The 20,923-nt window shown below is 58.9% G+C and carries 22 protein-coding genes and 2 pseudogenes; 15 read left to right on the forward strand and 9 right to left on the reverse strand.

Annotated features, from left to right (window positions below):
- Window positions 1–19 precede the first annotated feature (19 nt).
- The gene (locus FZ934_RS21060) at window positions 20–412 is read right to left on the reverse strand and encodes a YybH family protein (RefSeq protein WP_153272856.1); all 393 of its coding nucleotides are present in this window, start codon (window positions 410–412) and stop codon (window positions 20–22) included.
- 15 nt (window positions 413–427) lie between these two features.
- Window positions 428–1,054, reverse strand: a complete 627-nt coding sequence (locus FZ934_RS21065) for a TetR/AcrR family transcriptional regulator (protein ID WP_153272857.1) — start codon at window positions 1,052–1,054, stop codon at window positions 428–430.
- Window positions 1,055–1,170: 116 nt separating this feature from the next.
- Between FZ934_RS21065 and FZ934_RS21070 the strand changes: the two genes are divergently transcribed.
- From FZ934_RS21070 to speB, 7 genes and pseudogenes are all read left to right on the forward strand, one after another.
- Window positions 1,171–2,265 (forward strand): polyamine ABC transporter substrate-binding protein, encoded by a 1,095-nt coding sequence (locus FZ934_RS21070; protein WP_153272858.1) that lies wholly within the window; start codon window positions 1,171–1,173, stop codon window positions 2,263–2,265.
- Window positions 2,266–2,338: 73 nt separating this feature from the next.
- A complete protein-coding gene (locus FZ934_RS21075; RefSeq protein ID WP_153272859.1) occupies window positions 2,339–3,202 on the forward strand; it encodes an ABC transporter permease in 864 nt (287 codons plus the stop codon).
- Window positions 3,202–3,993 (forward strand): ABC transporter permease, encoded by a 792-nt coding sequence (locus tag FZ934_RS21080; RefSeq protein WP_153272860.1) that lies wholly within the window; start codon window positions 3,202–3,204, stop codon window positions 3,991–3,993. Before FZ934_RS21075 ends, FZ934_RS21080 begins: the two co-directional genes overlap by 1 nt.
- Window positions 3,990–5,084: an ABC transporter ATP-binding protein gene (locus FZ934_RS28575; protein WP_153272861.1), complete on the forward strand. Its 1,095-nt coding sequence runs from the start codon at window positions 3,990–3,992 to the stop codon at window positions 5,082–5,084. The genes FZ934_RS21080 and FZ934_RS28575 overlap by 4 nt, the downstream gene beginning before the upstream one ends.
- A gap of 9 nt (window positions 5,085–5,093) precedes the next feature.
- The gene (locus FZ934_RS21090) at window positions 5,094–5,828 is read left to right on the forward strand and encodes an MBL fold metallo-hydrolase (protein ID WP_153273972.1); all 735 of its coding nucleotides are present in this window, start codon (window positions 5,094–5,096) and stop codon (window positions 5,826–5,828) included.
- A 13-nt stretch (window positions 5,829–5,841) separates the two neighbouring features.
- On the forward strand, window positions 5,842–7,275 hold the full coding sequence (locus FZ934_RS21095) for an aldehyde dehydrogenase family protein (RefSeq protein ID WP_153272862.1): 1,434 nt from the start codon (window positions 5,842–5,844) through the stop codon (window positions 7,273–7,275).
- An 83-nt stretch (window positions 7,276–7,358) separates the two neighbouring features.
- Window positions 7,359–8,329 (forward strand): annotated as a pseudogene (speB, locus tag FZ934_RS21100) (agmatinase).
- 14 nt (window positions 8,330–8,343) lie between these two features.
- Here speB and FZ934_RS21105 read toward each other — a convergent pair.
- Together FZ934_RS21105 and FZ934_RS21110 are read right to left on the reverse strand one after the other, a co-directional pair.
- Window positions 8,344–8,871, reverse strand: coding sequence for a flavin reductase family protein (locus FZ934_RS21105; protein ID WP_153272863.1), 528 nt, complete (start codon window positions 8,869–8,871; stop codon window positions 8,344–8,346).
- 15 nt (window positions 8,872–8,886) lie between these two features.
- Window positions 8,887–10,239, reverse strand: coding sequence for an LLM class flavin-dependent oxidoreductase (locus FZ934_RS21110; protein WP_153272864.1), 1,353 nt, complete (start codon window positions 10,237–10,239; stop codon window positions 8,887–8,889).
- Window positions 10,240–10,545: 306 nt separating this feature from the next.
- On the opposite strand from FZ934_RS21110, the gene FZ934_RS21115 reads away from it, so the two are divergent.
- Window positions 10,546–11,325: a polysaccharide lyase gene (locus tag FZ934_RS21115; RefSeq protein WP_153272865.1), complete on the forward strand. Its 780-nt coding sequence runs from the start codon at window positions 10,546–10,548 to the stop codon at window positions 11,323–11,325.
- An 8-nt stretch (window positions 11,326–11,333) separates the two neighbouring features.
- Window positions 11,334–12,515, forward strand: coding sequence for an adenylate/guanylate cyclase domain-containing protein (locus FZ934_RS21120; protein WP_153272866.1), 1,182 nt, complete (start codon window positions 11,334–11,336; stop codon window positions 12,513–12,515).
- 61 nt (window positions 12,516–12,576) lie between these two features.
- On the opposite strand, the gene FZ934_RS21125 is transcribed toward FZ934_RS21120, so the two are convergent.
- Complete coding sequence (locus tag FZ934_RS21125; RefSeq protein WP_246738001.1) at window positions 12,577–12,921, reverse strand: c-type cytochrome; 345 nt, start codon at window positions 12,919–12,921, stop codon at window positions 12,577–12,579.
- Between the two features lie 181 nt (window positions 12,922–13,102).
- Between FZ934_RS21125 and FZ934_RS21130 the strand changes: the two genes are divergently transcribed.
- Window positions 13,103–13,327, forward strand: coding sequence for a hypothetical protein (locus FZ934_RS21130; protein ID WP_153272868.1), 225 nt, complete (start codon window positions 13,103–13,105; stop codon window positions 13,325–13,327).
- A 171-nt stretch (window positions 13,328–13,498) separates the two neighbouring features.
- Window positions 13,499–15,178, forward strand: coding sequence for a glycoside hydrolase family 3 protein (locus FZ934_RS21135; RefSeq protein WP_153272869.1), 1,680 nt, complete (start codon window positions 13,499–13,501; stop codon window positions 15,176–15,178).
- A 15-nt stretch (window positions 15,179–15,193) separates the two neighbouring features.
- On the opposite strand, the gene FZ934_RS21140 is transcribed toward FZ934_RS21135, so the two are convergent.
- The 3 genes from FZ934_RS21140 to FZ934_RS21150 form a co-directional block, all read right to left on the reverse strand.
- A complete protein-coding gene (locus FZ934_RS21140) occupies window positions 15,194–15,574 on the reverse strand; it encodes a hypothetical protein (RefSeq protein WP_246738002.1) in 381 nt (126 codons plus the stop codon).
- Between the two features lie 85 nt (window positions 15,575–15,659).
- On the reverse strand, window positions 15,660–16,598 hold the full coding sequence (locus tag FZ934_RS21145) for a LysR family transcriptional regulator (protein WP_153272870.1): 939 nt from the start codon (window positions 16,596–16,598) through the stop codon (window positions 15,660–15,662).
- Between the two features lie 18 nt (window positions 16,599–16,616).
- Window positions 16,617–17,336 carry a UTRA domain-containing protein gene (locus FZ934_RS21150; protein ID WP_153272871.1) on the reverse strand — a complete coding sequence of 240 codons (720 nt, stop codon included), beginning with the start codon at window positions 17,334–17,336 and terminating at the stop codon, window positions 16,617–16,619.
- Between the two features lie 230 nt (window positions 17,337–17,566).
- On the opposite strand from FZ934_RS21150, the gene FZ934_RS21155 reads away from it, so the two are divergent.
- From FZ934_RS21155 to FZ934_RS21170, 4 genes and pseudogenes are all read left to right on the forward strand, one after another.
- Window positions 17,567–18,394 (forward strand): transporter substrate-binding domain-containing protein, encoded by an 828-nt coding sequence (locus FZ934_RS21155; protein ID WP_113363884.1) that lies wholly within the window; start codon window positions 17,567–17,569, stop codon window positions 18,392–18,394.
- A gap of 81 nt (window positions 18,395–18,475) precedes the next feature.
- On the forward strand, window positions 18,476–19,117 hold the full coding sequence (locus tag FZ934_RS21160; RefSeq protein ID WP_153272872.1) for an amino acid ABC transporter permease: 642 nt from the start codon (window positions 18,476–18,478) through the stop codon (window positions 19,115–19,117).
- On the forward strand, window positions 19,114–19,782 hold the full coding sequence (locus tag FZ934_RS21165; protein ID WP_153272873.1) for an amino acid ABC transporter permease: 669 nt from the start codon (window positions 19,114–19,116) through the stop codon (window positions 19,780–19,782). Before FZ934_RS21160 ends, FZ934_RS21165 begins: the two co-directional genes overlap by 4 nt.
- Window positions 19,779–20,569 (forward strand): annotated as a pseudogene (locus FZ934_RS21170) (amino acid ABC transporter ATP-binding protein). The gene FZ934_RS21165 and the pseudogene FZ934_RS21170 overlap by 4 nt, the downstream one beginning before the upstream one ends.
- Window positions 20,570–20,611: 42 nt before the next feature.
- On the opposite strand, the gene FZ934_RS21175 reads toward FZ934_RS21170, so the two are convergent.
- Window positions 20,612–20,923 (reverse strand): helix-turn-helix transcriptional regulator, encoded by a 312-nt coding sequence (locus FZ934_RS21175; RefSeq protein ID WP_432443660.1) that lies wholly within the window; start codon window positions 20,921–20,923, stop codon window positions 20,612–20,614.

The following is a 20,923-nucleotide window of genomic DNA, read 5'->3' on the forward strand; positions in this document are numbered from 1 at the left end:
CGCATCTGGTCAGCAGGCCTCAGGGCCGTGGCGAGAGATGCTCATGGATTGCCAGCCACTCACCGGTCACCTGCTTCTCGAAAACGATTGTTTCCCGCTCTGCACTGGTGACCGGCTCCCCGTTAAAGGTGAGGTCTGTCTCGACGGAGTGGGTGAAAATGGCAATAGGGCCGGCGATGCGGACGTCTCGATCGCTCGAGCGGCAAGCGCGCACACGAAAGCCGTCACGGCTCTCCCAGAGTACCCATTCCGCTTCATATTCGGCGCGTGTGCCGAGCCGTCGGTCGAGATTATGAAATATGAAGGTGGCTTCGGGCGCGAAAGCCGCGAAATATCTGTCGCGATCGTGCCTGCCGAACGCGTCGACGAGGCTATCCGCAGCCGCAAGCACGGCATCCTGCTGGTGTTCCATCCCTTTGGTTCCCTGTTATTGAATTCTTGGGCTGCTGATCAGGAGTGCCAGCGGCCTGTTCTGTCTCGCCACGTGCTCCTTGAGCGCCTCAAGCGTCATCGCTTCCTCTCTGACGAACTCGATGAACATCATGTTGAGATTGTTGAAAACCATCTGCCCGACGGCGACCGCATCAATTCCCGGCATCACGGCACCGCGCAGCTGGAGCTTTTGCACCAGCATCGAAACCTGATCGCAGAGGCGCCCGTCCAGTTCCGTGTAACGCCTGCTGAACGGGCTTCCCGGCTGTTGAATGGACGTCGCCATCGCAATGCGCCACATTTCCTTGCTGAGATAGACGAGAGAGTGATCGAAATACTGGTCGATCAGAGCCTGCAATGCATCGAGCGTCGTGGCCGGAGGATTCTCGACGATGGCTTTGCCTGATTCCAGCACTTCCTCGACTTCCATCGAGACGGTGGCGACGAGGATATCTCCCTTGTTCTCGTAGTAATTGTAGAAAGTGCCGACGGAGACTTCTGCGCGCTCGGCAATATCCTCGATCCGCGCACTGTCGTAGCCAACCTCGCGAAAAAGGCTCGCTGCGGCTTCCAATATGCGGCGATTGCGATCGGCTTTCTGCTTGGCGCGCAGTCCCGTCATGTCTCATCTTTCAAATAATGAATGCCCTCAAAATTCATATTGACTTAAAAAATGAACTCATTCAATCTTTTTCATGAAGGCGCCGAAACGAGCGCTACCGACCAGAGGGCAACATCATGACTGATCTTATTGCAGGCATATCTGCGCGCAGATTTCTGACTTCGGCTGCGACATTGGCTCTTGCCGCGGCATCTGTGGCGCTGACTTCCGCGCCGGTTCTGGCGCAGGACGAGTTGAATGCACTTGTCTGGTGCGATCACACCGACCCGGCATTGATCGAGCCGTTCGAGAAGGCGAACAACGTCAAGGTCAACCTGAAGGAATACGAGGGCACCGGCGCCGGGCTTTCGATCATCGATCAGTCGCGTCCTGGAGACTGGGACGTCCTGGTTATCGACGGTGTCGACGTACAGCGTGCTGTCGACAAGGACATCCTTGCCGAGATGCCTGCCGATGCGCTGCCGAATGCGGATATCTTCCCGGAAGTGCGCATGGAAGCGAACAACAGCAGGGACGGCAAGATCTACGCCGTCACCGAGAAGTTTGGCTACAATACCGTCTCCTACGACAAGACCAAGGTTGATCCGGCAGACATGAAGGACATGTCGAAGCTCTGGTCCGACAAGTACAAGGGACGCATTGCCGTTTACGACTACTACCTGCCGATGATCGGTCTGACCGGTATCGACCTCGGCAAGGCAACGGCAAGCCTGTCGGATGCCGACATGCCGGCGATCAAGGACAAGCTGTTCGCGCTGAAGGCCAATGCAAAGCAGGTCAGCGATGTGGTCTCGTCGCAGACGGCGCTTGCCACCGGCGAGGTCGACATCGTGTTCGGCGGCGGCGAATGGCTGACGGCTGGGCTGGTCAAGGATAAGCCCAATCTGGACTGGACCATTCCTGAACAGGGCGCGGTGCGCTGGGCGCAATCGATCGGTGTGATGAAGGACTCGACGAAAAAGGACCTCGCCCTGAAGTTCGTGCAGTATATCGTCAGCCCGGAAGGGCAGGCGCGGCTCGCGACGTCGTCCTGCTACTGGGCAATGCCGGCGAATGCGAAGGCAGGCGAGCATTTGACTGCCGAACAGAAGACCGCTTTGCGCTGGGATGAACAGGCCGATTATCTGAAGCGCACCCAGCTTTATCCAATCCCAAGCGCGGAACTGGACGCCAAGATGCAGGACGCCTGGACCGAAATGCTGCAGCACTGACAGCGTCGTTTCCTTCTTAGTGCCATCCATCACCCCTCTCCCTCGTCGGGAGAGGGCAGTCGGAGACTTGTCCGTGGCTGCTGTTTCCCTTGAAGATACCGAACGCCGGAAGGCCTGGGGCTTTGTCGCCCCGGCGCTTGTCTGGACGCTCGTCTTCTTTGTCGCCCCATTTCTCTTCATGGTCGCCATGAGCCTCTGGGCGCAGCAGGGCGGTTCTATTGTCCGCGTCTGGAATTTTGGAAACTATATCGCCTTCTTCGAAAAGGACGCGCTCTTCCGCGGGCTGACGAACTCGCTGGAGATTACTGCCATCGTCACTGTTCTTTCGATCCTGCTGGCTTATCCGCTTGCCTGGATCATTGCTGAGCGGGTGCCGAAGAAATATCAGCGAACGGCGTTAATCCTGGCGATCTTGCCATTCTGGACGTCCTACGTCGTCAGATCCTATTCCTGGCTGCTGGTGCTGGCGCGCAACGGCGTGATCAATCAGACACTGATCAACATCGGCGTCATTACCGAGCCGCTGGAGCTTGCCAGCAATCGTACGGCAACGGTTATCGGCTTCGTCCACTTCTTTGTCATGCTTCTCACGCTGACGATCTATGCCAATCTCGTGCAGCTTTCGCCGAATTATCGGCGTGCGGCAGCGGACCTCGGGGCGAATGCATTCCAGACGTTCTGGCATGTCATCCTGCCACTCACCATGCCTGGCATCATGACCGGTGCGTTCCTGACTTTCGTTCTCTGCATCGGCGATTATGTCACGCCGCAAATTCTCGGCGGCAACAATGAGCTTGTCCTGCCGCAGATCATCATGTTGCAGCTTGGCCGCCGTGCGGACTTCCCGATGGCTGCTGCGCTTTCCATCATCCTGATGCTGGCCGTTACCGCCGCATACGTTGCCTGCGCCCGCTGGCTGAAGATTGAGAGGACGTGATGACGCGCGATAGAGCCACCAATATCGTTTCCAGCGTCTATGCCGCCCTGATTTTCGGCTTCATTTTCCTGCCGGTGATCGTGCTTGTGCTCTTCTCGTTTCAGGACGGGCGCCTGCCGGTGCCGCCTTTCAACGGTTTCTCTCTTCAATGGTACGAGGCCGTCTTTGCCGATCGCAAGCTGATGTCGGCGCTGCTGCATTCCTTCTTCGTCGCAACGCTGTCGTCCCTTGTCGCCTGCCTTCTCGGGTTCCTCGCCGCCTATGCGCTCGCCCGCTTCAAGCTGCCGGGCTCCGCCTGGCAACGAGGTTTGCTGATCGCGCCGATGACGGTCAGCTACCTGATCATCGCGCTAGGGCTGCTCACCGTCCTCAATGTGCTGGGCATCGCCCTTTCGCTCTGGACTGTCGGTATCGGTCACGTGGTGATCAATCTGCCGCTCTGCTTCGCGATCATCTATTCGTCCATGGGTGACCACCACATCAATATCGAGCGCGCGGCGCGCGATCTCGGGGCCAGCGACTTGAAGGTCATGGCGCTTGTGACGGCACCGATGCTGTTGCCGTCGTTGCTTGCCTCCTTTTTCCTGTCGATGACGTTCAGTTGGGATGAATTCATCATCGCCTTCCTGCTGTCGCGCTTCGATGTGACCCTCCCGGTCGAGATCTGGAGCCTGCTTCGGTCCGGTCTCAACCCCAAGACCAATGCCATCGGCTCACTGGTGTTCCTCGTTTCGGTCATCCTGCTGGTCGTGCTGGAACTGTTCCTGTTCGGAAGGACAAAGAAATCATGACCGCACCGGTTTCAATCGAGAACGCCACGAAAACCTTCGGCAGTTTCACCGCGCTCGACAACGTTTCGCTCGATATCAACGCTGGCGAATTCATCGTTCTGCTCGGGCCTTCCGGCTGCGGCAAGACCACGCTTCTCTCCATCCTAGGAGGCTTCCTGTCGCCGACCAAGGGACGGATTGCGATCGGTGGCAAGGAGATGACCAACGTGCCGCCGGCAAAGCGCCCGACGACCACGATGTTTCAGGACTACGCGCTCTTCCCACACATGAAGCTGAAGGACAATGTCGGTTTCGGCCTGCGAATGCGCGGTGTCGGCAAGACGGAGCGTGAGGAACGGGCGAAGAGCTTTCTCGATCTTGTCGGCCTCAAGACCTCCGCCGACAAAAAGCCCCACGAGCTTTCAGGGGGGCAGCGACAGCGCGTGGCGCTCGCGCGGGCTCTGGCTGTCGATCCCGACGTTTTGTTGCTCGATGAGCCGCTTGGCGCGCTTGACCTCAAGCTTCGCCGGCAGATGCAGGACGAGTTGAAGGCGATCCAGAAGCGTGTCGGCACGACCTTCGTTCACGTCACACATGACCAGGAAGAGGCGATGGCGATTGCCGATCGGATCGTGGTCATGAACCAGGGAAAGATCGAGGATTTCGGGCCGCCTTCAGAAATCTACATGCGTCCCCGGTCGCTCTTCTCGGCCGGCTTCATGGGCGAAGTGAACTTCATTCCAGGCAAGGTGATGGAAGCCGCTAGCGGCCGGGCGGTTGTGGAGACCCGGCTGGGCAATGTCGCCCTGCCAGGCACCTGCTTTACGGCGGGGGTGCCATCGGCCGGCGACGCGACGACACTCTGCATCAGGCCGGAACATTTTCGCGGGGCCGGCGAGGGAGATGCGCCGGTCACGGTCATGGGGCAGGCCACAATATCCGGCAGCGCGTTCTTCGGCACGCATTACCGCTGCCACCTTGCGCCCATGGCGGCGCCCGACATGAGCATCGTCGCGCATATGCCGCAATCAGCGGCGGTAGCGGAAGGGCAAGCGGTCGCGCTTGCCGTCAACGTCGGCGATATCGTAGCCTTGCCCTCGAAACAGGCATAGGCTGAGATGATGGAACGTATTGCGCCGGACAGGTGGTACCAGGTGAAGCGGCTGGGGGATGACATCACCCTCATATCCGAGCCTTTCATTCAGGAGTTTTACCGGTGCAACGTCTGGCATGTGCGCGGGCGCGACCGCGACATGCTGGTTGATAGTGGCATGGGGGTCGTATCGCTGCGCGAATGGGTGCCGCTCGTCACCGAGCGTGATCTGATCGCCGTCGCGAGCCACACTCATTTCGACCATATTGGCTGCCATCATGAATTCGAATGCCGCGCGGTTCATTCAGCAGAGGCCGATCTGTTGGCCAACCCGACGCGGGCAAATACGCTCGCGGATCCGTACGTGACCGACGATATCTTCGATGCGCTGCCGCCCGAGCCATATTGCTCGAAATGCTACGCCGTGAAGAAAGCGCCGGCGACACGCCTCCTCGAGGATGGCGACGTTATCGATCTCGGCGACCGGACCTTCGAGGTCATCCACACGCCCGGCCATTCGCCGGGAGGCATCGCCCTTTGGGAAGCTGAGACTCAGACCCTGATTTCCGGCGACATTCTTTATGACGGCCCGCTGATCGAGGATACCTACCATTCCAACGCCGCCGATTACCTCGCCTCGATGGAACGGCTTTTGGCCATTCCGGCCCGCGTCGTGCATGGCGGGCACTTTCCAAGTTTCAGCGGCGAACGATATCGCGAGCTGGTCACGGGCTGGCTGAATGAAAAACAGAAGAAAATCTGACGGGAGTGACGAAATGCTCGACAAGCGCAAATTCTACATCAACGGCGAATGGGTAACGCCACTGGCAGCTGTTGACCTCGAGGTCATCAACCCCGCAACCGAAAAGCCGGTTGCCATCATCTCGATGGGAACACCTGCTGACATCGATCGTGCCGTCGCGGCTGCAAAGAAGGCCTTTGTGAGCTACAGCCGGACAACTGTCGAGGAACGTCTGGCGCTGCTCGAAAAGCTGCTTGAGATCTACAAGCGCCGTTACGAAGAAATGGCGCAGACAATCACCCTTGAGCTCGGCGCCCCGATAACGATGAGCCGCGAACAGCAGGCGGATGTCGGTGTCGGTCACCTGCAGGGGTTCATCGATGCCCTTAAGAAACTGAAGATGCGGGATGAGCTGCCGAATGGCGACGTTCTGCTGCGCGAACCGATCGGCGTTTGCGGACTGATTACCCCTTGGAACTGGCCGATCAACCAGATCGCGCTGAAAGTCGTTCCGGCCTTGGCGACGGGCTCGACCTGCGTGCTGAAGCCCTCGGAGTTCACGCCGCTCAACGCCATGCTTTATGCGGAAATGGTGCATGAAGCGGGCTTTCCCGCCGGCGCCTTCAACCTCGTCAATGGTGACGGCATCAATGTTGGAGCGGCGCTGTCTCGGCACAGGGACGTTGACATGATGTCGTTCACCGGATCGACCCGCGCCGGCGTTGCCGTCAGCAAGGATGCTGCGGACACGGTCAAGCGGGTCACGCTCGAACTCGGCGGGAAGTCTCCGAACCTCGTCTTCGAGGATGCAGATCTTGAAGACCGGATCACAGGCAGCGTTTTCGAATGCTTCAACAATTCAGGCCAGTCCTGTGATGCGCCGACCCGCCTCCTGGTGCAGAGGTCCGTTTACGACAAGGCTGTGGAGATCGCCGAGCGCGTCGGTCGCGGCGCCAGCGTCGGTAACCCAACGGAAGAAGGCGGGCATATCGGCCCGCTGGTCAGCGACATTCAGTTCGGTCGCGTGCAGGCATTGATCGATGCGGGGATCGCCGAAGGTGCGCGCGTCATCGTTGGCGGAGCCGGGAAGCCGGAAGGTTTCGAGACTGGTTACTTCGTCAAGCCGACCATCTTTGCCGACGTCAACAACGAGATGCGCATCGCCCGGGAGGAGGTGTTCGGACCCGTATTGGCAATCATGCCTTTTGACACCGAGGAAGAAGCGATCGCGATCGCCAACGACACCAGCTACGGATTGGCAGCCTACGTCCAGACCGGCGACCCTGTTCGCGCCGAGCGGGTGGCGACACGGCTGCGGGCCGGGATGGTTCACATCAACGGTGCGCCGCATCGCTACGGGAGCCCTTTCGGCGGCTACAAGCAGTCGGGCAACGGACGAGAAGGCGGTATGTTCGGCCTTGAGGATTTCCTTGAAGTGAAGACGCTTCATCGTCTCGACGCCGCCTGATCGCAATGTGAAAACAAGGGCTTGCGCACGCAGCGCCCGCATCGCACATTGCGCGGCAAGTCTCGCAATCACAGGAAAAAACGATGAGTGGAACTTTCCATCAACCGGTTGATGCGGCGGAAGTTCCGCGCTTCGCCGGCCATTCGACCTTCATGCGGCTGCCGGCGGTAGAGACCGCGGCCGGGCTCGATATCGCGCTTGTCGGCATTCCCTGGGACGGCGGAACAACCAATCGGGCGGGCGCGCGCCACGGGCCGCGAGAGGTTCGCAATCAGTCGAGCCTGATGCGGCGCGTCCATCATGTCTCGGGAACCGAGCCGTTCAGCATCGCGAACGTCGCCGACGTCGGCGATCTCTCCGTCAATCCCATCGATCTCATCGACGGTCTCAAGCGCATCGAGAGCGGCATGAACGAGATTGTCGCGGCCGGCGCCATTCCCTTGTCGGTGGGCGGCGACCATTTGACGACGCTTCCGGTTTTGCGTGCTGTAGCAAAAAACCGTCCAGTCGGATTGATTCATTTCGATGCGCACTCCGATACCAATGATCGCTATTTTGGCGACAACCCTTACACGCACGGAACGCCGTTCCGGCGGGCGATCGAGGAGGGGCTGCTGGATGCGAAACGGATCGTCCAGATCGGAATCCGCGGGTCGATCTACGATCCCGGCGAGCATGACTGGGCGAAAGAGCAGGGCATCCGGATCATTTACATGGAAGAGTTCGTCAGCCGCGGTGCGGAGGACGTCATGCGCGAAGCTCGCGAGATCGCCGCTGGACTGCCGACCTACGTGACCTTCGATATCGACAGCATTGATCCATCGATGGCGCCGGGAACGGGAACGCCGGAGGCGGGCGGTTTCACGACCCGCGAGGCGCAGCAGATGATCCGCTTGCTTGCCGGGGTTGATATCGTGGGGCCGATGTCGTGGAGGTCTCGCCGCCATTCGACCTCGCGGGCATGACGGCGCTTGCCGGCGCCACTGTCATGTTCGAACTTCTCTGTGTTATCGCCAAACAGGTCGGGGATCGGCGTAACGCTGCCGGAGCCTGATCCGCCGGCGTCTATCAGGAGCGAATGGCGGCCTCGCCCGACAATCGCCGGTAGCCGCCACGCCAGTAAAGCAGCGGCTCGACATCCTCACGGGTTTCGATCGCGCAGACGCGACCGATGAGGATGGCGTGCGAATGGTGGTTGAGCACCGTTTCAAGTTCGCAGTCGAGAACGGTCAGCGCATCTTTCAGCGCCGAGGTGCCAGTCGAAAGACTGTACCACTGTGCATCCCGATAGCGCTCGATCCCACGCCGTCCATCGAAGCCCGCGAAGGCTTGCGCGACATGCTGCTGGTCGGCGGCGAGCACGTTCACGCAGAAGCGTCGGTACCGCTCAACCACGGGCCAGGACGAGGATCCGCGATTGAGGCTGACGATTACCGACGGCTGATCTGCGGATAGAGAAGAGACCGACGTCGCGGTAAAGCCCGTCCGGTCTTCGCATTCGCCAACCGTGATCACGCTGACGGCGCCGGCGAGATGGCGCATCGACAGCTTGAAGGCAGATTGATCAACGACGGGTCTGGTTGCCACCTTAAGCATCTGCTCTCTCCCTGGTTAGCCTGCGGCTTGCGCCTTCGCGAAACGATTGGTCGGCATGGAAAGGCCAAGGTTCTCGCGAAGCGTCTTGCCCTCGTATTCCTCCCGGAAGAGCCCGCGACGGCGCAGCTCCGGCAGGACGAGCGTCACGAAGTCATCGAGGCTCGACGGCAGGGTCGGGAACATCAGGATGAAGCCATCCGCCGCGCGGGTCTCGAACCATTCTTCCATGAAATCGGCGATCTGCTTCGGCGTGCCGGTGATGCCATTGCCGGTGTGCTTCTCGGCATAGTGGCGGACAAGTTCACCGACCGTTCGTCCGCTCTTGACGAAATCGGTAAGCTCTTCAAACAGCGCCCGAGATCCCTTGGGCTCCTTCGGCAACCGATCCATCGGAAACGGCTTATCCAGCGGGACGCCGCTCAGGTCCGCTTCGAGAAACTCGGAGAGCATCAGACGACCGACATCAGGGTGCATCTTGTCGATGAGGTAGTTGACTTTGGCTTGGGCTTCAGCCTCGGTTTCGCCGACGTTCAGCACCACACCGGGCATGATCTTGAGGTCGTCGGGATTGCGGCCGTAGGCCGGCATGCGTCCCTTGACGTTTTCGTAGAATGCGCGGTTGCGATCGATGTTCGAGGCGAGGCTGAAGACGATCTCGGCCGTGCGCGCCGCCATGTCCATGCCGGGTTCCGAGCCGCCGGCCTGCGCAATAACCGGACGACCCTGCGGCGATCGCGCGATGTTCAGCGGTCCGCGCACCTGGAAGTGCTTGCCCTTGTGATTGAGCGTGTGGTGCTTGGTCTTGTCGTAGTAGACGCCGTTCTCGCGATCGAGCAGCAAGGCACCATCCTCGAAGCTGTCCCAGAGACCGAAGACCACGTCCACGAACTCGTTGCCGCGTTCGTAGCGAAGCGCATGCGGGTCCAGGCCCTCGCGATTGAAATTGTAGCCCGTCTCGTCGTGATCCGAGGTGACGACATTCCAGCAGACCCGGCCATGGCTCAGGTGGTCGATCGAAGCAAACAGCCGCGCGACATTGTAAGGCTCGTAATAGCTTGTCGATACGGTGGCGACGAGGCCAAGCTTCTCTGTCGTCACCGACAGGGCCGACAGCAGCGACAAGGGTTCGAAGCGGTTCATCTTCGTCGGAATACGGGAGAGAGCATCGGGGTCGCCGACAGCTGCGGCCGGAGAATCGGCCATGAACATGAAATCGAGCTTCGCGGCTTCCGACCGTTTGGCGACATCAAGCAGGTGACTGAAATCGTTTGCTCCGTGAACGTCGCTTGCCGGGTGCAGCCAGGATGCTGGATGAAAGCCGAACGTATAGACGAAGGTGCCCAGTTTCATCTTGTCGGTACGCGCCATGCCATTCTCCCGCGAGCTTTGATGATTGCCCAAGGTAACGCCACGCGACTTTTTTCATCAATATCTCAGGGCTGACTTCCGTTTTAGTTTTTCTAAAGAGTCGCGGGAGATCTGTGTTGAGGCGGCCGGCGGCGATCGACCGGTCCCGATTGGCTCATCCCTACCCTCGGCATCTCCAGCATCCCACAAAGTGTTTAGCCTTCAGCCGGTTGCAAGTCGGCTGCGGACGTGGTGTCCTTCTCTGTTAAGAGGCGGCCACGAGTAGCCAAGGGGACAAGCCAAGCATCGCCGCCCCGAGGAGGACCGATGCGCGGATTTATTTCTCTGCATGGCTTTCTGATGACTGCGATCACGTCGTCATTCACCTTATCGGCGATGATCGCGCCTGACGCGGCCGAAGCCGCCGATGGGTTTGGCAGCTTCTCGCTGCAATCGAGCAAGTCCTATTCCTATCAGCGAGCAGCCGCTCCCGACGGCGCGAAAGCGGAGCGCTTCGAGTTGCGCTCCGGCGACTGCTCGTCATCCATGGGCGATTGCCAGACAGACCGCGAACGCGTGGAAAAATGGGAAAACAAGCCCGCGTCCCGGCAAGACCACGAATACTGGTATCATTTCTCGGTCTTCATTCCCAACGACTGGCCGGCGAGCGGCTCGGTCAATACGAAACTCGGGCAATTCCACCAGTTCGGGCAAGGTAAGGGAGCAGTCCTCTTCGAGATTCAGAACGGCCGGTATATCTTCGAGCTTTCCAATCCGGCGGTCAGGCAAGCGAGCCCGATGCATCCGCTGGCGCCTCTCAAGCAGATTGGGCTTACCTCCGCAAATGCCATGAAGGGCCACTGGACGAGTATCACCGTCAATGCGAACTGGTCGAGGACGCCCGCGGGCTTTATCGATGTCTGGGTCAACGGCGCCAAGAAGGTAGCGCTGAAGGGGCCGAACGTTGACCGCGATACGCCGGTTTATTTCAAGTACGGTGTTTACCGAAGCCTGAAAGCGGCAGGGAAGGGCGAAGCTCCGCTGATCGCCTGGTACAGCGGCATACGTCGGGGATCGACGAGGGAGTCGGTCGACGGAGCACGATAGGTGACGCCATGAAGCGCACCCTTGCGACAATATTGGCTGCCGATGTCGCGCAATACAGCACGCATATGGAAGCGCACGAGGCGTCAACGCTGGCGCATCTTGCCGAATTGCGCGAGCGTATGGACCCGATCATTGCCAAACACAATGGCCGTATCGCCAATACGGCTGGCGATAGCGTCATCGCCGTATTCGAGAGTCCGGTCGAAGCAGTCGAAGCCGCCATCGAGATACAGGAGGCACACAAGACCTATAACACAGGCGTCAAGGAGCAGGAGCGGCTGCGTTACCGAATTGGCATCAATATCGGTGACGTCACGATCCAGCCGAATGGAGACGTGCTTGGTGCTGGCGTGAACATCGCCGCGAGATTGGAATCCGTGGCGGCGCCCGGCGGCATTTGCGTCTCGGAAAATGTCTTCGAACAGGTTGACCGCAAACTGCCGACGACGCTGACCAAACTCGGCGAGCAATACGTCAAGAATCTCGAAAAACCGATCAAGGTTTATGCGATAGGAACTGGCAGCAATGGTGCCGGTCGTTGGCTCCAGGCATCCCTGGTCCGTATGCTGAAGCGCCCTTCGACGCAATTGGCAATCATCGGCTTGGCCTTTGCTGCGGTGATGCTCTCGCTTTACCTGTTCATGAACATTCGAACCCCTGATTGGGCGACCCGTGGCAACGAGCGCGGACAGTTCAAAGGTCTTTCAAAGAACGAGATTCTCGCGAAGTTCGATCTGGTGACAACAGGGCATTTTGAGAATTCGGACTACTACATCATCCGCTACTGGGGCGGATTGACGATGGACGTTCTCGAAGAGTTGGCCGAAGCTCTTGGTGGGCATGTGGTGACCATCAACTCTGCCGCCGAGAACATGTATCTTTTCGACCTCTCTCTCAAGCAGCCTGGCCACTGGATGGTGCAAGATATCAGTGACGGCTCGAAGCAGAGCAGCGGACCGATGATCGGATTTGTTCAAACGCCCGGATCGGTCGAGCCTGATCAGGGATGGCATTGGCTGGACGGAGAGAGGGTGAGCTTCACGAATTGGGATAGGGGAAGCCCGGGAAACTCGAAAGGGCACCAGGATCTGGCGCAATTTCGCGCTCGCGACGCAAATCCCGTGCCTTACTGGGATGACATCGATGATTGTCAGGATTCAGTGATTATCGAAGTTCCTGCGCGCCCTTAAGCGTCATGGCGACGCCGGCGGATCGAGGCGATTTTGCCACGGTTCAGGAGTGGGCTGGGATTCATGGATTCGCCTTCAGAAAGGCGATCAGGTCATCGATCTCGAATCCCCATAGGCCCGCGAAACGCATTTTCGTGCCCGGCACCATTTTGGTGGGCTTGGATAAAAACGTGGCGAGGTTTTCGTCGGTCCAGACAAGCCCGTGTTCTCCGGCTGCCTTCAGGGCTGTCGAATACTCATAATCGTTGAGCACACCGGCGGTTCTGCCGGCCACGCCTTTGAGTGAAGGCCCGAACGAGCTCCGATCGCTGTCGATCGTGTGGCAGCCTGCACACGATCGAAAGATCCGCGCTCCGCGCTCCAGATCCGCTGAACAAGCCTCGCTCGCAAACGCGGCCAGGGACAATGCGAGCGTCGTCAGCTGAACGGGAAAGCTTTGAACGGACTTCACCGGGAATGTCATCAAGTTCAACTCGTTTGTTGCGTGCTCTGAGCGATAGACGCGATCCTACCACGGACCAAGGTCTAACTTGTCGAGTTGCTGCGTTTATGGTCCGTTCATCGGAGACGCACTGCTGGGGAAAGTGATGAGTACGACGCATTGGCCTAAGTCACCGCTCGATGGGACGGACATCAACGTTCTCTCCGGGATATTGAGACAGTGGTGCACGAGACATCAGTGTGATTTCGATGGCGAAGCGAGCCAAGCGAAAGCGCGCGAGCTTGTCCAATGGTTCGAGTTCGGCGTAAAGGATCCGTCGGAGCTGACGGAATTAATCGAAGGCAAGCACTGGCAGGTGCACTCCATCTGATATTCATCCTGGATGCGACAGGCACGTTATCGGCTGCAGCGCACTTTCCTTTGCGTGCCGCTGCGGCTGCCCGGTCTGAGCAATCACGCTTCGGATATTCCTCGAACACTCCTTGTCAGCGATCGCGTATCGTGAGCACCTAGCGATCGTTACGGGATGGGGGAGGAACTCATGACAATCTACGATCAACTGCGCGAACCGCCGTTCAGTCTCGACGAGACTGCGATCGCCTGGGTGCGTGATATCTATGCGTCGCTCAGCCTCGATGAAAAGGTCGGTCAGCTCTTTACCCTGATCATGATCGGGACGGATGAAGAGGAGTTCAAGCGCATTGGCGCCTTGCGGCCGGGCGGTGTGACCAGGTTCTTCACGCCAGATCTCGACTTTGAACGACGCGTGATCTCGGATCTGGTCGAGAGAAGCAAGGTTCCACCGATCATCAGTGCCGACCTGGAAGGAAGCCGTCATTCCTTCGCGTTCGGTACCCCGGTGCTCGGCCAGCTTGGCCTTGCCGCCGTGGATGACGTGGAAGCGACGGAAAAAAGTTCGGAGATACTGGCGCGTGAAGGCCGGGCGATGGGCGTGCGGTGGTCGTTCACGCCGGTCATCGACATCAATGCAGCCTTCCGGTCGCCGATCGTCGGAACGCGCTCCTATGGTTCGGATATCGACAAGGTCGAACGCCATGCGGTTGCCCACGTCCGCGGCCTGCAGAAGAACGGGATAGCTGCTACCGCAAAGCATTGGCCTGGCGAAGGATATGACGACCGCGACCAGCATCTCGTCACTACAGTCAACCCGCTCTCCATGGAGCAGTGGGAAGAAACGTTCGGGCGGCTCTACAGGCGGCTGATCGGAGAGGGTGTTCTGTCTGTGATGAGCGCCCACATCGCGTTGCCCGCCTATATCAGATCGAAGCATCCCGATGCGGCGCTTGAAGCTTTCCGGCCGGCGTCGGTTTCCCGCTTGCTGAACGTCGACCTGTTGCGCAATCAACTCGGGTTCAATGGCATCATTGTCTCCGATGCCACGCCGATGGGTGGCTTGTCGGCGTGGGGGCATCATACGCAGACGATGCCCGAGATCATTGCCAACGGTTGTGACATGATCCTTTTCAGCGACGCGCCCGAGGAGGATATGGCGGCGGTCAAATCCGGGGTCGAAAGTGGACTGATAACGTCTGAGCGGCTGGAGGAAGCTGTTGTCAGGGTGCTGGCGCTGAAGGCACACCTGAAGCTCTTTCAGCCTTCAGATGTCCTGCCGGATGCCGCTCAAGCGCGCAGCGTTCTCGCAAATCCCGAAAGTGTCACGACGTCCAGGGACGTTATCGCGAGGTCGCCAACGTTGGTGAAGGATGTCCACGGCATCTTTCCGCTCGATCCTGCCAAGACGAAACGCGTGTTGATGGTGGATGGAGGGATTATCCATCCGCTCATGCCTCAGCCGCTGAAATTCTCGCTGCCGGAGCTTTTGGTTCGAGAGGGATTCGAGGTCACGATCGATCGACCGGACATTGTCCCAAACCAGGAGGATTTCGATCTTGTGATCTATGCGTTGGGCGACGAGTCGCTTCTCGTGCGAGGCCGGATATTCGTCGACTGGCACAAGATGGGCGGCGGCGGCCTGTTCAAGGCCATGTATCGCCCTTGGACGAACATTCCTTCCGTCATGATCTCCTTCGGGCACCCTTATCATCTTTACGATGCTCCGCGCGTGCCAGCTTACATCAACGCCTATTCGACGATGGACAGCGTCCAGGAAGCCGTCGTGGATTGCATGCTGGGCCGCAAGCCGTTCCTCGGGACGAACCCGGTCGATCCCTTCTGCGGCCTGGAGGACGCTCGATACTGAGGACGGCAGTGCGACCTAGGGAAAAGTCTTGACGACCTCATACTTTCCACCTTCCCAGGCTCGCATTTCGCCATCTTCGCAGCTGTAGTTCTCGTCTGTCTCGGATATCCCGACACCGATGCCATCAACCTCGGGATCGTCGAAAGTGACGAGAATGTCCGACTGCTTGATCTTGCGCGATCTGAAGTCTCTGAGGATGAACTTGTAGCATCGTAGATCCCGGTCAGAGATCTCGCGCTGAATACGAGCCTCGGTCTTCTGGTTGATCTCGGAGAGCGGGCGGGTTTCCGCGAACGATTGGTCAGAGAACGCCGCCGACAAAAACACGGTCGATGCCAGCGCCAGAGCGAGCTTGCTAATCCGAGATCTGTACTTCGAGATTCCGAGGCTGCACATTGCTAACCATCCCCCATGGACGTTCATCAGCGCAGTCTAGAAGAAATCGCAACCTGCGGCTTGGATCAACCGTTTTTCGTCTCGTCTAGGAGGCCGTAGGCGCGGAAAGCTGAGCTTGCCGCCTCGAGATTGCGATAACCCAGTCGCGAAATTCGGAGCCGTAAGGTTTTTGCAGCGCCGAGCGATCCCAGGCAAGGAAATAGCTCTCGCGGAGCGGCATCCTGATATCGACAGGGATGACCAGCGTCTGCGCTTCCAGTTCGTCTGAAATCATCGACATCTGTGCAAGTACGATGCCGCGCTTGTTGACGGCAGCGTCGATGGCGCTGCTCGATAGAGTGAATGACAAGCCGGAGGGTTGGCCTTTCAGTCCGGCTCCGATCTTTGTCGCGAATTCAGCCCAACTGGGGTAGGGCGTGAAATGCCGTTCCCACTCCACGTGCAGTAATGGATAGGACAACAAATCCGCGGCCCTCAATTCTCCCTTGCCGAGGAGCGCAGGGGAGCAAGCCGGAACAACCCAATCGCGAAAGAGTTCGGCATAGTGATCATGCTGCAGGACGTCGGATCCATAGCTGACACGGAAATCGACTTCGTCGAAGCCCATCCTCGGCTCCCTGTCGCGTCCGGTCACGCGCACATGCGCATCGGGATGCAGCGCCTGCCAGTCAAAAATGCGTCTGCCGATCCATTTGTTGACGACCGAAGACAGGGCGCTGAGCACCAGCGCATTCTCGTTACGTGCCCGTTCCAGCACCTGCTGGGCAAGAGCGAACTGCTCGAAGCCTTTCGAGATCTCGCGGTGGTACAGCCTTCCCCATTGCGTCAGCTCGACCGTTCTGCCACTGCGTTCGACAAGGGTAATGCCGAGAAAACTCTCGATCTTGCGGATTTGCTGACTGATGGCGCCCGGAGAAACGTTGAGTTCGGCCGCCGCCGCCATAACGCTTCCGCAGCGGCCCACGGCCTCGAATGCCTGCAGGCCCTTGAGCGGAATTCCACGAAATACCTGTTCGTCGCTCAACGCGTTTCCCCGCTATGGTTACTGACGCAACGCACTCTCGGTTGGATGAAAGATTCCGGCAAACTGGAAGCGATCGCCGGGATGGGTGATCTCGACATATGTCACCATGCGATCATTCTGCCACGTTTGGCGTATGAGGTTGAGGCATGGATCGCCGCGATCGATCTTGAGAATGCGCGCCGTTGCCGCGTCGGCGGAGACGGCGCGTATCACATGTTTCGCCTTCGACCAGGGGACCTGCGACAACAGCCATTTCGCCGGCGGCGCACCAACGAAGCTCTCGGTCCTGGCAAGAGGCACGGTATCGAGAAGGATGATCCGGCGTTCCACCGCGGTTGGTTTTCCGTCGACGATATGCAGGCAGTGAATTCTGAGAATCTCGACGCCTGCTATGCTGTTCAGCTGGGCCGCTTCGACCGGCCCCAACGTCTCGATCTTGCGCGTCAGTATTTCATGGCGATGCTCGTAGCCTGCCAGCGTGGCGGCCGTACCGATGTCCTGAATGTCCATGACGGTCCGGTTGATCTGTGGCGCCGCGACGAACGATCCTGTCTTGCGCTTGCGAACCACCAGCCCCCGTTCGACGAGCGCCGTCAGCGCCTTGCTCACGGTCATGCGCGAGCAGCCATAATCGTTGACGAGATCGTGCTCCCTCGGGATGCGATCTCCCGGGCGCCAGTCTCCGCTCAGTATCTTCGCTTCGATGTCTTTGAATATCCTGATATAGATTGGTTCCAAGACGCGACACCCGTTTACCGCTGCACGTAAAACGACGCAAAGACCAAGCCTGCGCCTGAAAGTAGATGTTCGGCACAAAAATTGCTTTCGTCGACTTTGACGTTGACACCTTAGGCCAGCCTATATCTATTTGTATAGTCAAAAGCGGGTCAAAGAAGCCTGCAACACGGGACTGAAATCGGGAACTCGAACGCATCCTGCCGGATGCGAAAACTGGAGAGATGACAATCATGATCGCACGTTCACTGCTCAAGGGCCTCGTCGGCGCCGCATTTTTGGTCGGTGCGACCCTGTCGGCGCATGCGGCCGATACGCTTGCCGCTGTAAAGGCGGCCGGTACGCTGAAAGTCGGCACCGAAACCGCCTTCGCGCCGTTTGATTTTATCGATGCCGGCGAGCATGCTGGCCTGAACGTTGATCTTTTTGCGGAAATCGGCAAGGAGCTCGGCGTCAAGATCGAGTGGGTGGCGCTTCCTTGGGACGGCGTATTCCCGGCACTCGAGGCCGGAAAATTCGACGTGGTTGCTGGTCCAGCCACGATCACCAAGAAGCGCATGGAGCGCTACCGTTTCACGCCGCCGATCGCCGAAGCCACGATCGCCATCCTGAAGAAGGCCGGCGATACCACGATCTCCAAGCCGGAAGACATTGCCGGCAAGACGATCGGTGTCGGCAAGGCGACGTCGCAGCTCGATCAGCTGAAGGAATTTGCGGCAACGCTGCCGTCTAAGGTTGATGTTCGCGAGTATCCCGCCTTCACCGAATCTTACGCTGACCTTGCTGCCGGCCGTATCGCTGGTGTTGCGAACTCGCTGCCGAACATCGCTTTCGTCGCCAAGCAGCGTGAGGGCACGTTCGAGGTCGTCCTGCCGCCTTTCGGCAAGAAGTCCTATTTCGGCTTCATCGGCCTGAAGGATGCCGATCATGCGCCGCTGATGGACGCCATCGATGCCGCTCTGCTGAAGATCAAGGCTGATGGTCGCATGGCCGAACTCCAGAAGAAGTGGTTCGGCGCCACCTTCGATACGCCGGATGCCGTCAAGGACCCTGCGTTCTGATAACAGGCCGATCGGTGATTGCGCCCCACCGGGGCGCAATCACAGGCGCCATTATGACAGCCAGGCGGACGAAAGCCGGACATGTCCATTAAACTCTTTGAACTGCTTCTCTACGCGTCGATTTACACCGTAGCGATCAGCGTTGTTTCCATTTTGATCGGTTTCGCCATCGCGATCCTGCTATCGGGCATGCTTCTCTCCAAGAAGCGGCTGTTCATTACCCCTGCACAGATATTCATCAGCTTCTTCCGCGGCGTGCCTCTGCTTGTGCAGTTGCTGCTGATCTACAATATGCTGCCGGCGATCGGATTGAATGTCCCGAGCATCGTTGCGGCAATCGTCGGCCTTTCGCTTTGCACGGCCGCCTACCAGGCGGAAAACATGCGCGGTGGCTTTGCCAGCGTGCCGGTCGGTCTGATCGAGTCGGCGGAGATGGTGGGCCTGACGCCTGGCCAGATCTTTCGACGCATCAAGGCGCCGATTGCCTTGCGCCTCACCTTTCCGGCCCTCGTCAACGAAGCTATTCTAATTCTCAAGGCGTCGTCGCTCGTGTCAGTCGTCGGTGTCATTGAGCTGACCCGAATGGCGCAAGACCTTGCCGGCAGCACCTTCCTGCCGCTGCAGATATTCGCCGCCGCCGGTCTCATCTATCTCGTGATTAACTGGATCGTCGCACTTGCCGGGGATTTCATCGAGCGCTCCTTGCCGGGAGTGCCGCGATGACCTTCGATATCAACGTCATTCGCGACCAGTTGCCGGCGATCGCAAGCGGTGCCGGCGTCACCGTTCTCATTTGGGTCGTAGGCACCATTGCTGCCGCCGTCATCGGCTTCTTCGTCGCCGTAGGCCGTCGGTTCGGCGGTTTCTTACTGGACAAAGTCCTCGGCTTCATCGTCGCCGTCCTGCGCGGTACGCCGTTCCTGATCCAGATCTTTCTGGTCTACTACGGCGGCCCCTTCATCGGATTGAATCTTGATCCGTTGCCGGCAGGTCTCATCGGCATTTCCATCTATGGGGCGGCCTACTACAGCGAGATCTTCCGCTCCGGCTTTCTGGCGGTGCCCAAGGGCCATATCGAGGCAGGAGAATGCGTCGGGCTCACCCAGAGCCAGATCATCAGGCGCATCCTTTTGCCAGAGATGACGATGCTTGTGCTGCCGCCGTCGTTGAATATGGCTGTCCTGCTGATGAAGGAAACAGCGGTTCTTTCAATCATCACGGTGCCGGAGCTGACGGCAACGTTGAGTGCCATCGGCGCGCAGCAGTATGCCTTCGTAGAGGCACTTACGGTCCTGGCGCTCTTTTATTGGATCCTTGTCGAGATCACCGGCCGTCTTGGCCACCTCGTCGAAACGAAACTCACCAGATTCAGGTTTTTCAACGCATGAGCCTTCCCGCGATCGCAGTCAAAAATCTCGTCAAGCGGTTCGGAGAAACCACCGTCCTGCAGGACGTCGGTCTTGATATTCCGCAGGGTCAGGTGTCGTGCCTGATCGGCCCATCCGGCTCGGGAAGAGCACGCTTCTGCGCTGCATGGCCTTTCTGGAAGAGGCAACATCGGGCACGATCACAGTCAATGGCGAAGTTCTTGGCTTCACGGAGAACGCCCAAGGGGTGCGCGAGCGTATTTCCCCCGCCGCCAATCGTGCGATCCGTGCGCAGATCGGCATGGTGTTCCAGCAGTTCAATCTATGGCCTCACATGACGGCGCTCGGCAACGTCAGTGAAGCCCTGAAGACCGTTCACAAGATGAACCGCAAGGAGGCCGAGGAGCGTGCCATGGCGCAACTCGTCAAGGTTGGCCTCGAAGCGCGGGCAGGGCACTATCCTTCGCAACTCTCCGGCGGTCAGCAGCAGCGTGTCGCGATCGCTCGTGCGCTCGCCTTGAAGCCGAAGATCATGCTCTTCGACGAACCGACATCCTCGCTCGACCCCGAACTGACAGGCGAAGTGCTCAACGTCATGCGCGACCTCGCGAAGGAAGGCATGACCATGGTGGTTGTGTCACACGAGATTGGCTTTGCGGCCACGGTCGGGCAGCAGATTGCTTTTCTTGATCACGGCAAGATTCTCTTCACCGGTCCGCCGCAGGAGGTCTTCAAGAAGCCGCGTCATCCGCGTCTCGAGCAGTTTCTTGATACCTATCTCGACCGAGGCGCTTCGATGCTGCTTTGACGATCTGGCGCAATGCGCCAGGTCTCCGATCCAAGGTGAAGCTCAGGTGTTTGTCACGCGCTTGGTGCAAAGCGCCACCGTTTCATCCTCAAGGCAGACAAAAGTGGCGCCGCCATTCTCGAAGGCTAGCCGTAACTGCGCTTCCGTGGCACGGTGCACTTCGTGGCGTCGGCTGCCCTCGTAATCCTTGATCGTACTGCGCGACACACCCGAGCGATCGGCGAGGTCCGTTTGGGTCCAATCGAGGAGGCCTCGCGCTGCGCGACAAAGTGCCGGTGTCAGAATCTTCGAATTGTTCGCGTGACCCATTGCGCAAAGCTGCCCATATTGGTTACTATCTTTCATATAAGGCAA

Origin of the sequence: Rhizobium grahamii, assembly GCF_009498215.1 — a bacterium.
Lineage (GTDB): Bacteria > Pseudomonadota > Alphaproteobacteria > Rhizobiales > Rhizobiaceae > Rhizobium > Rhizobium grahamii_A.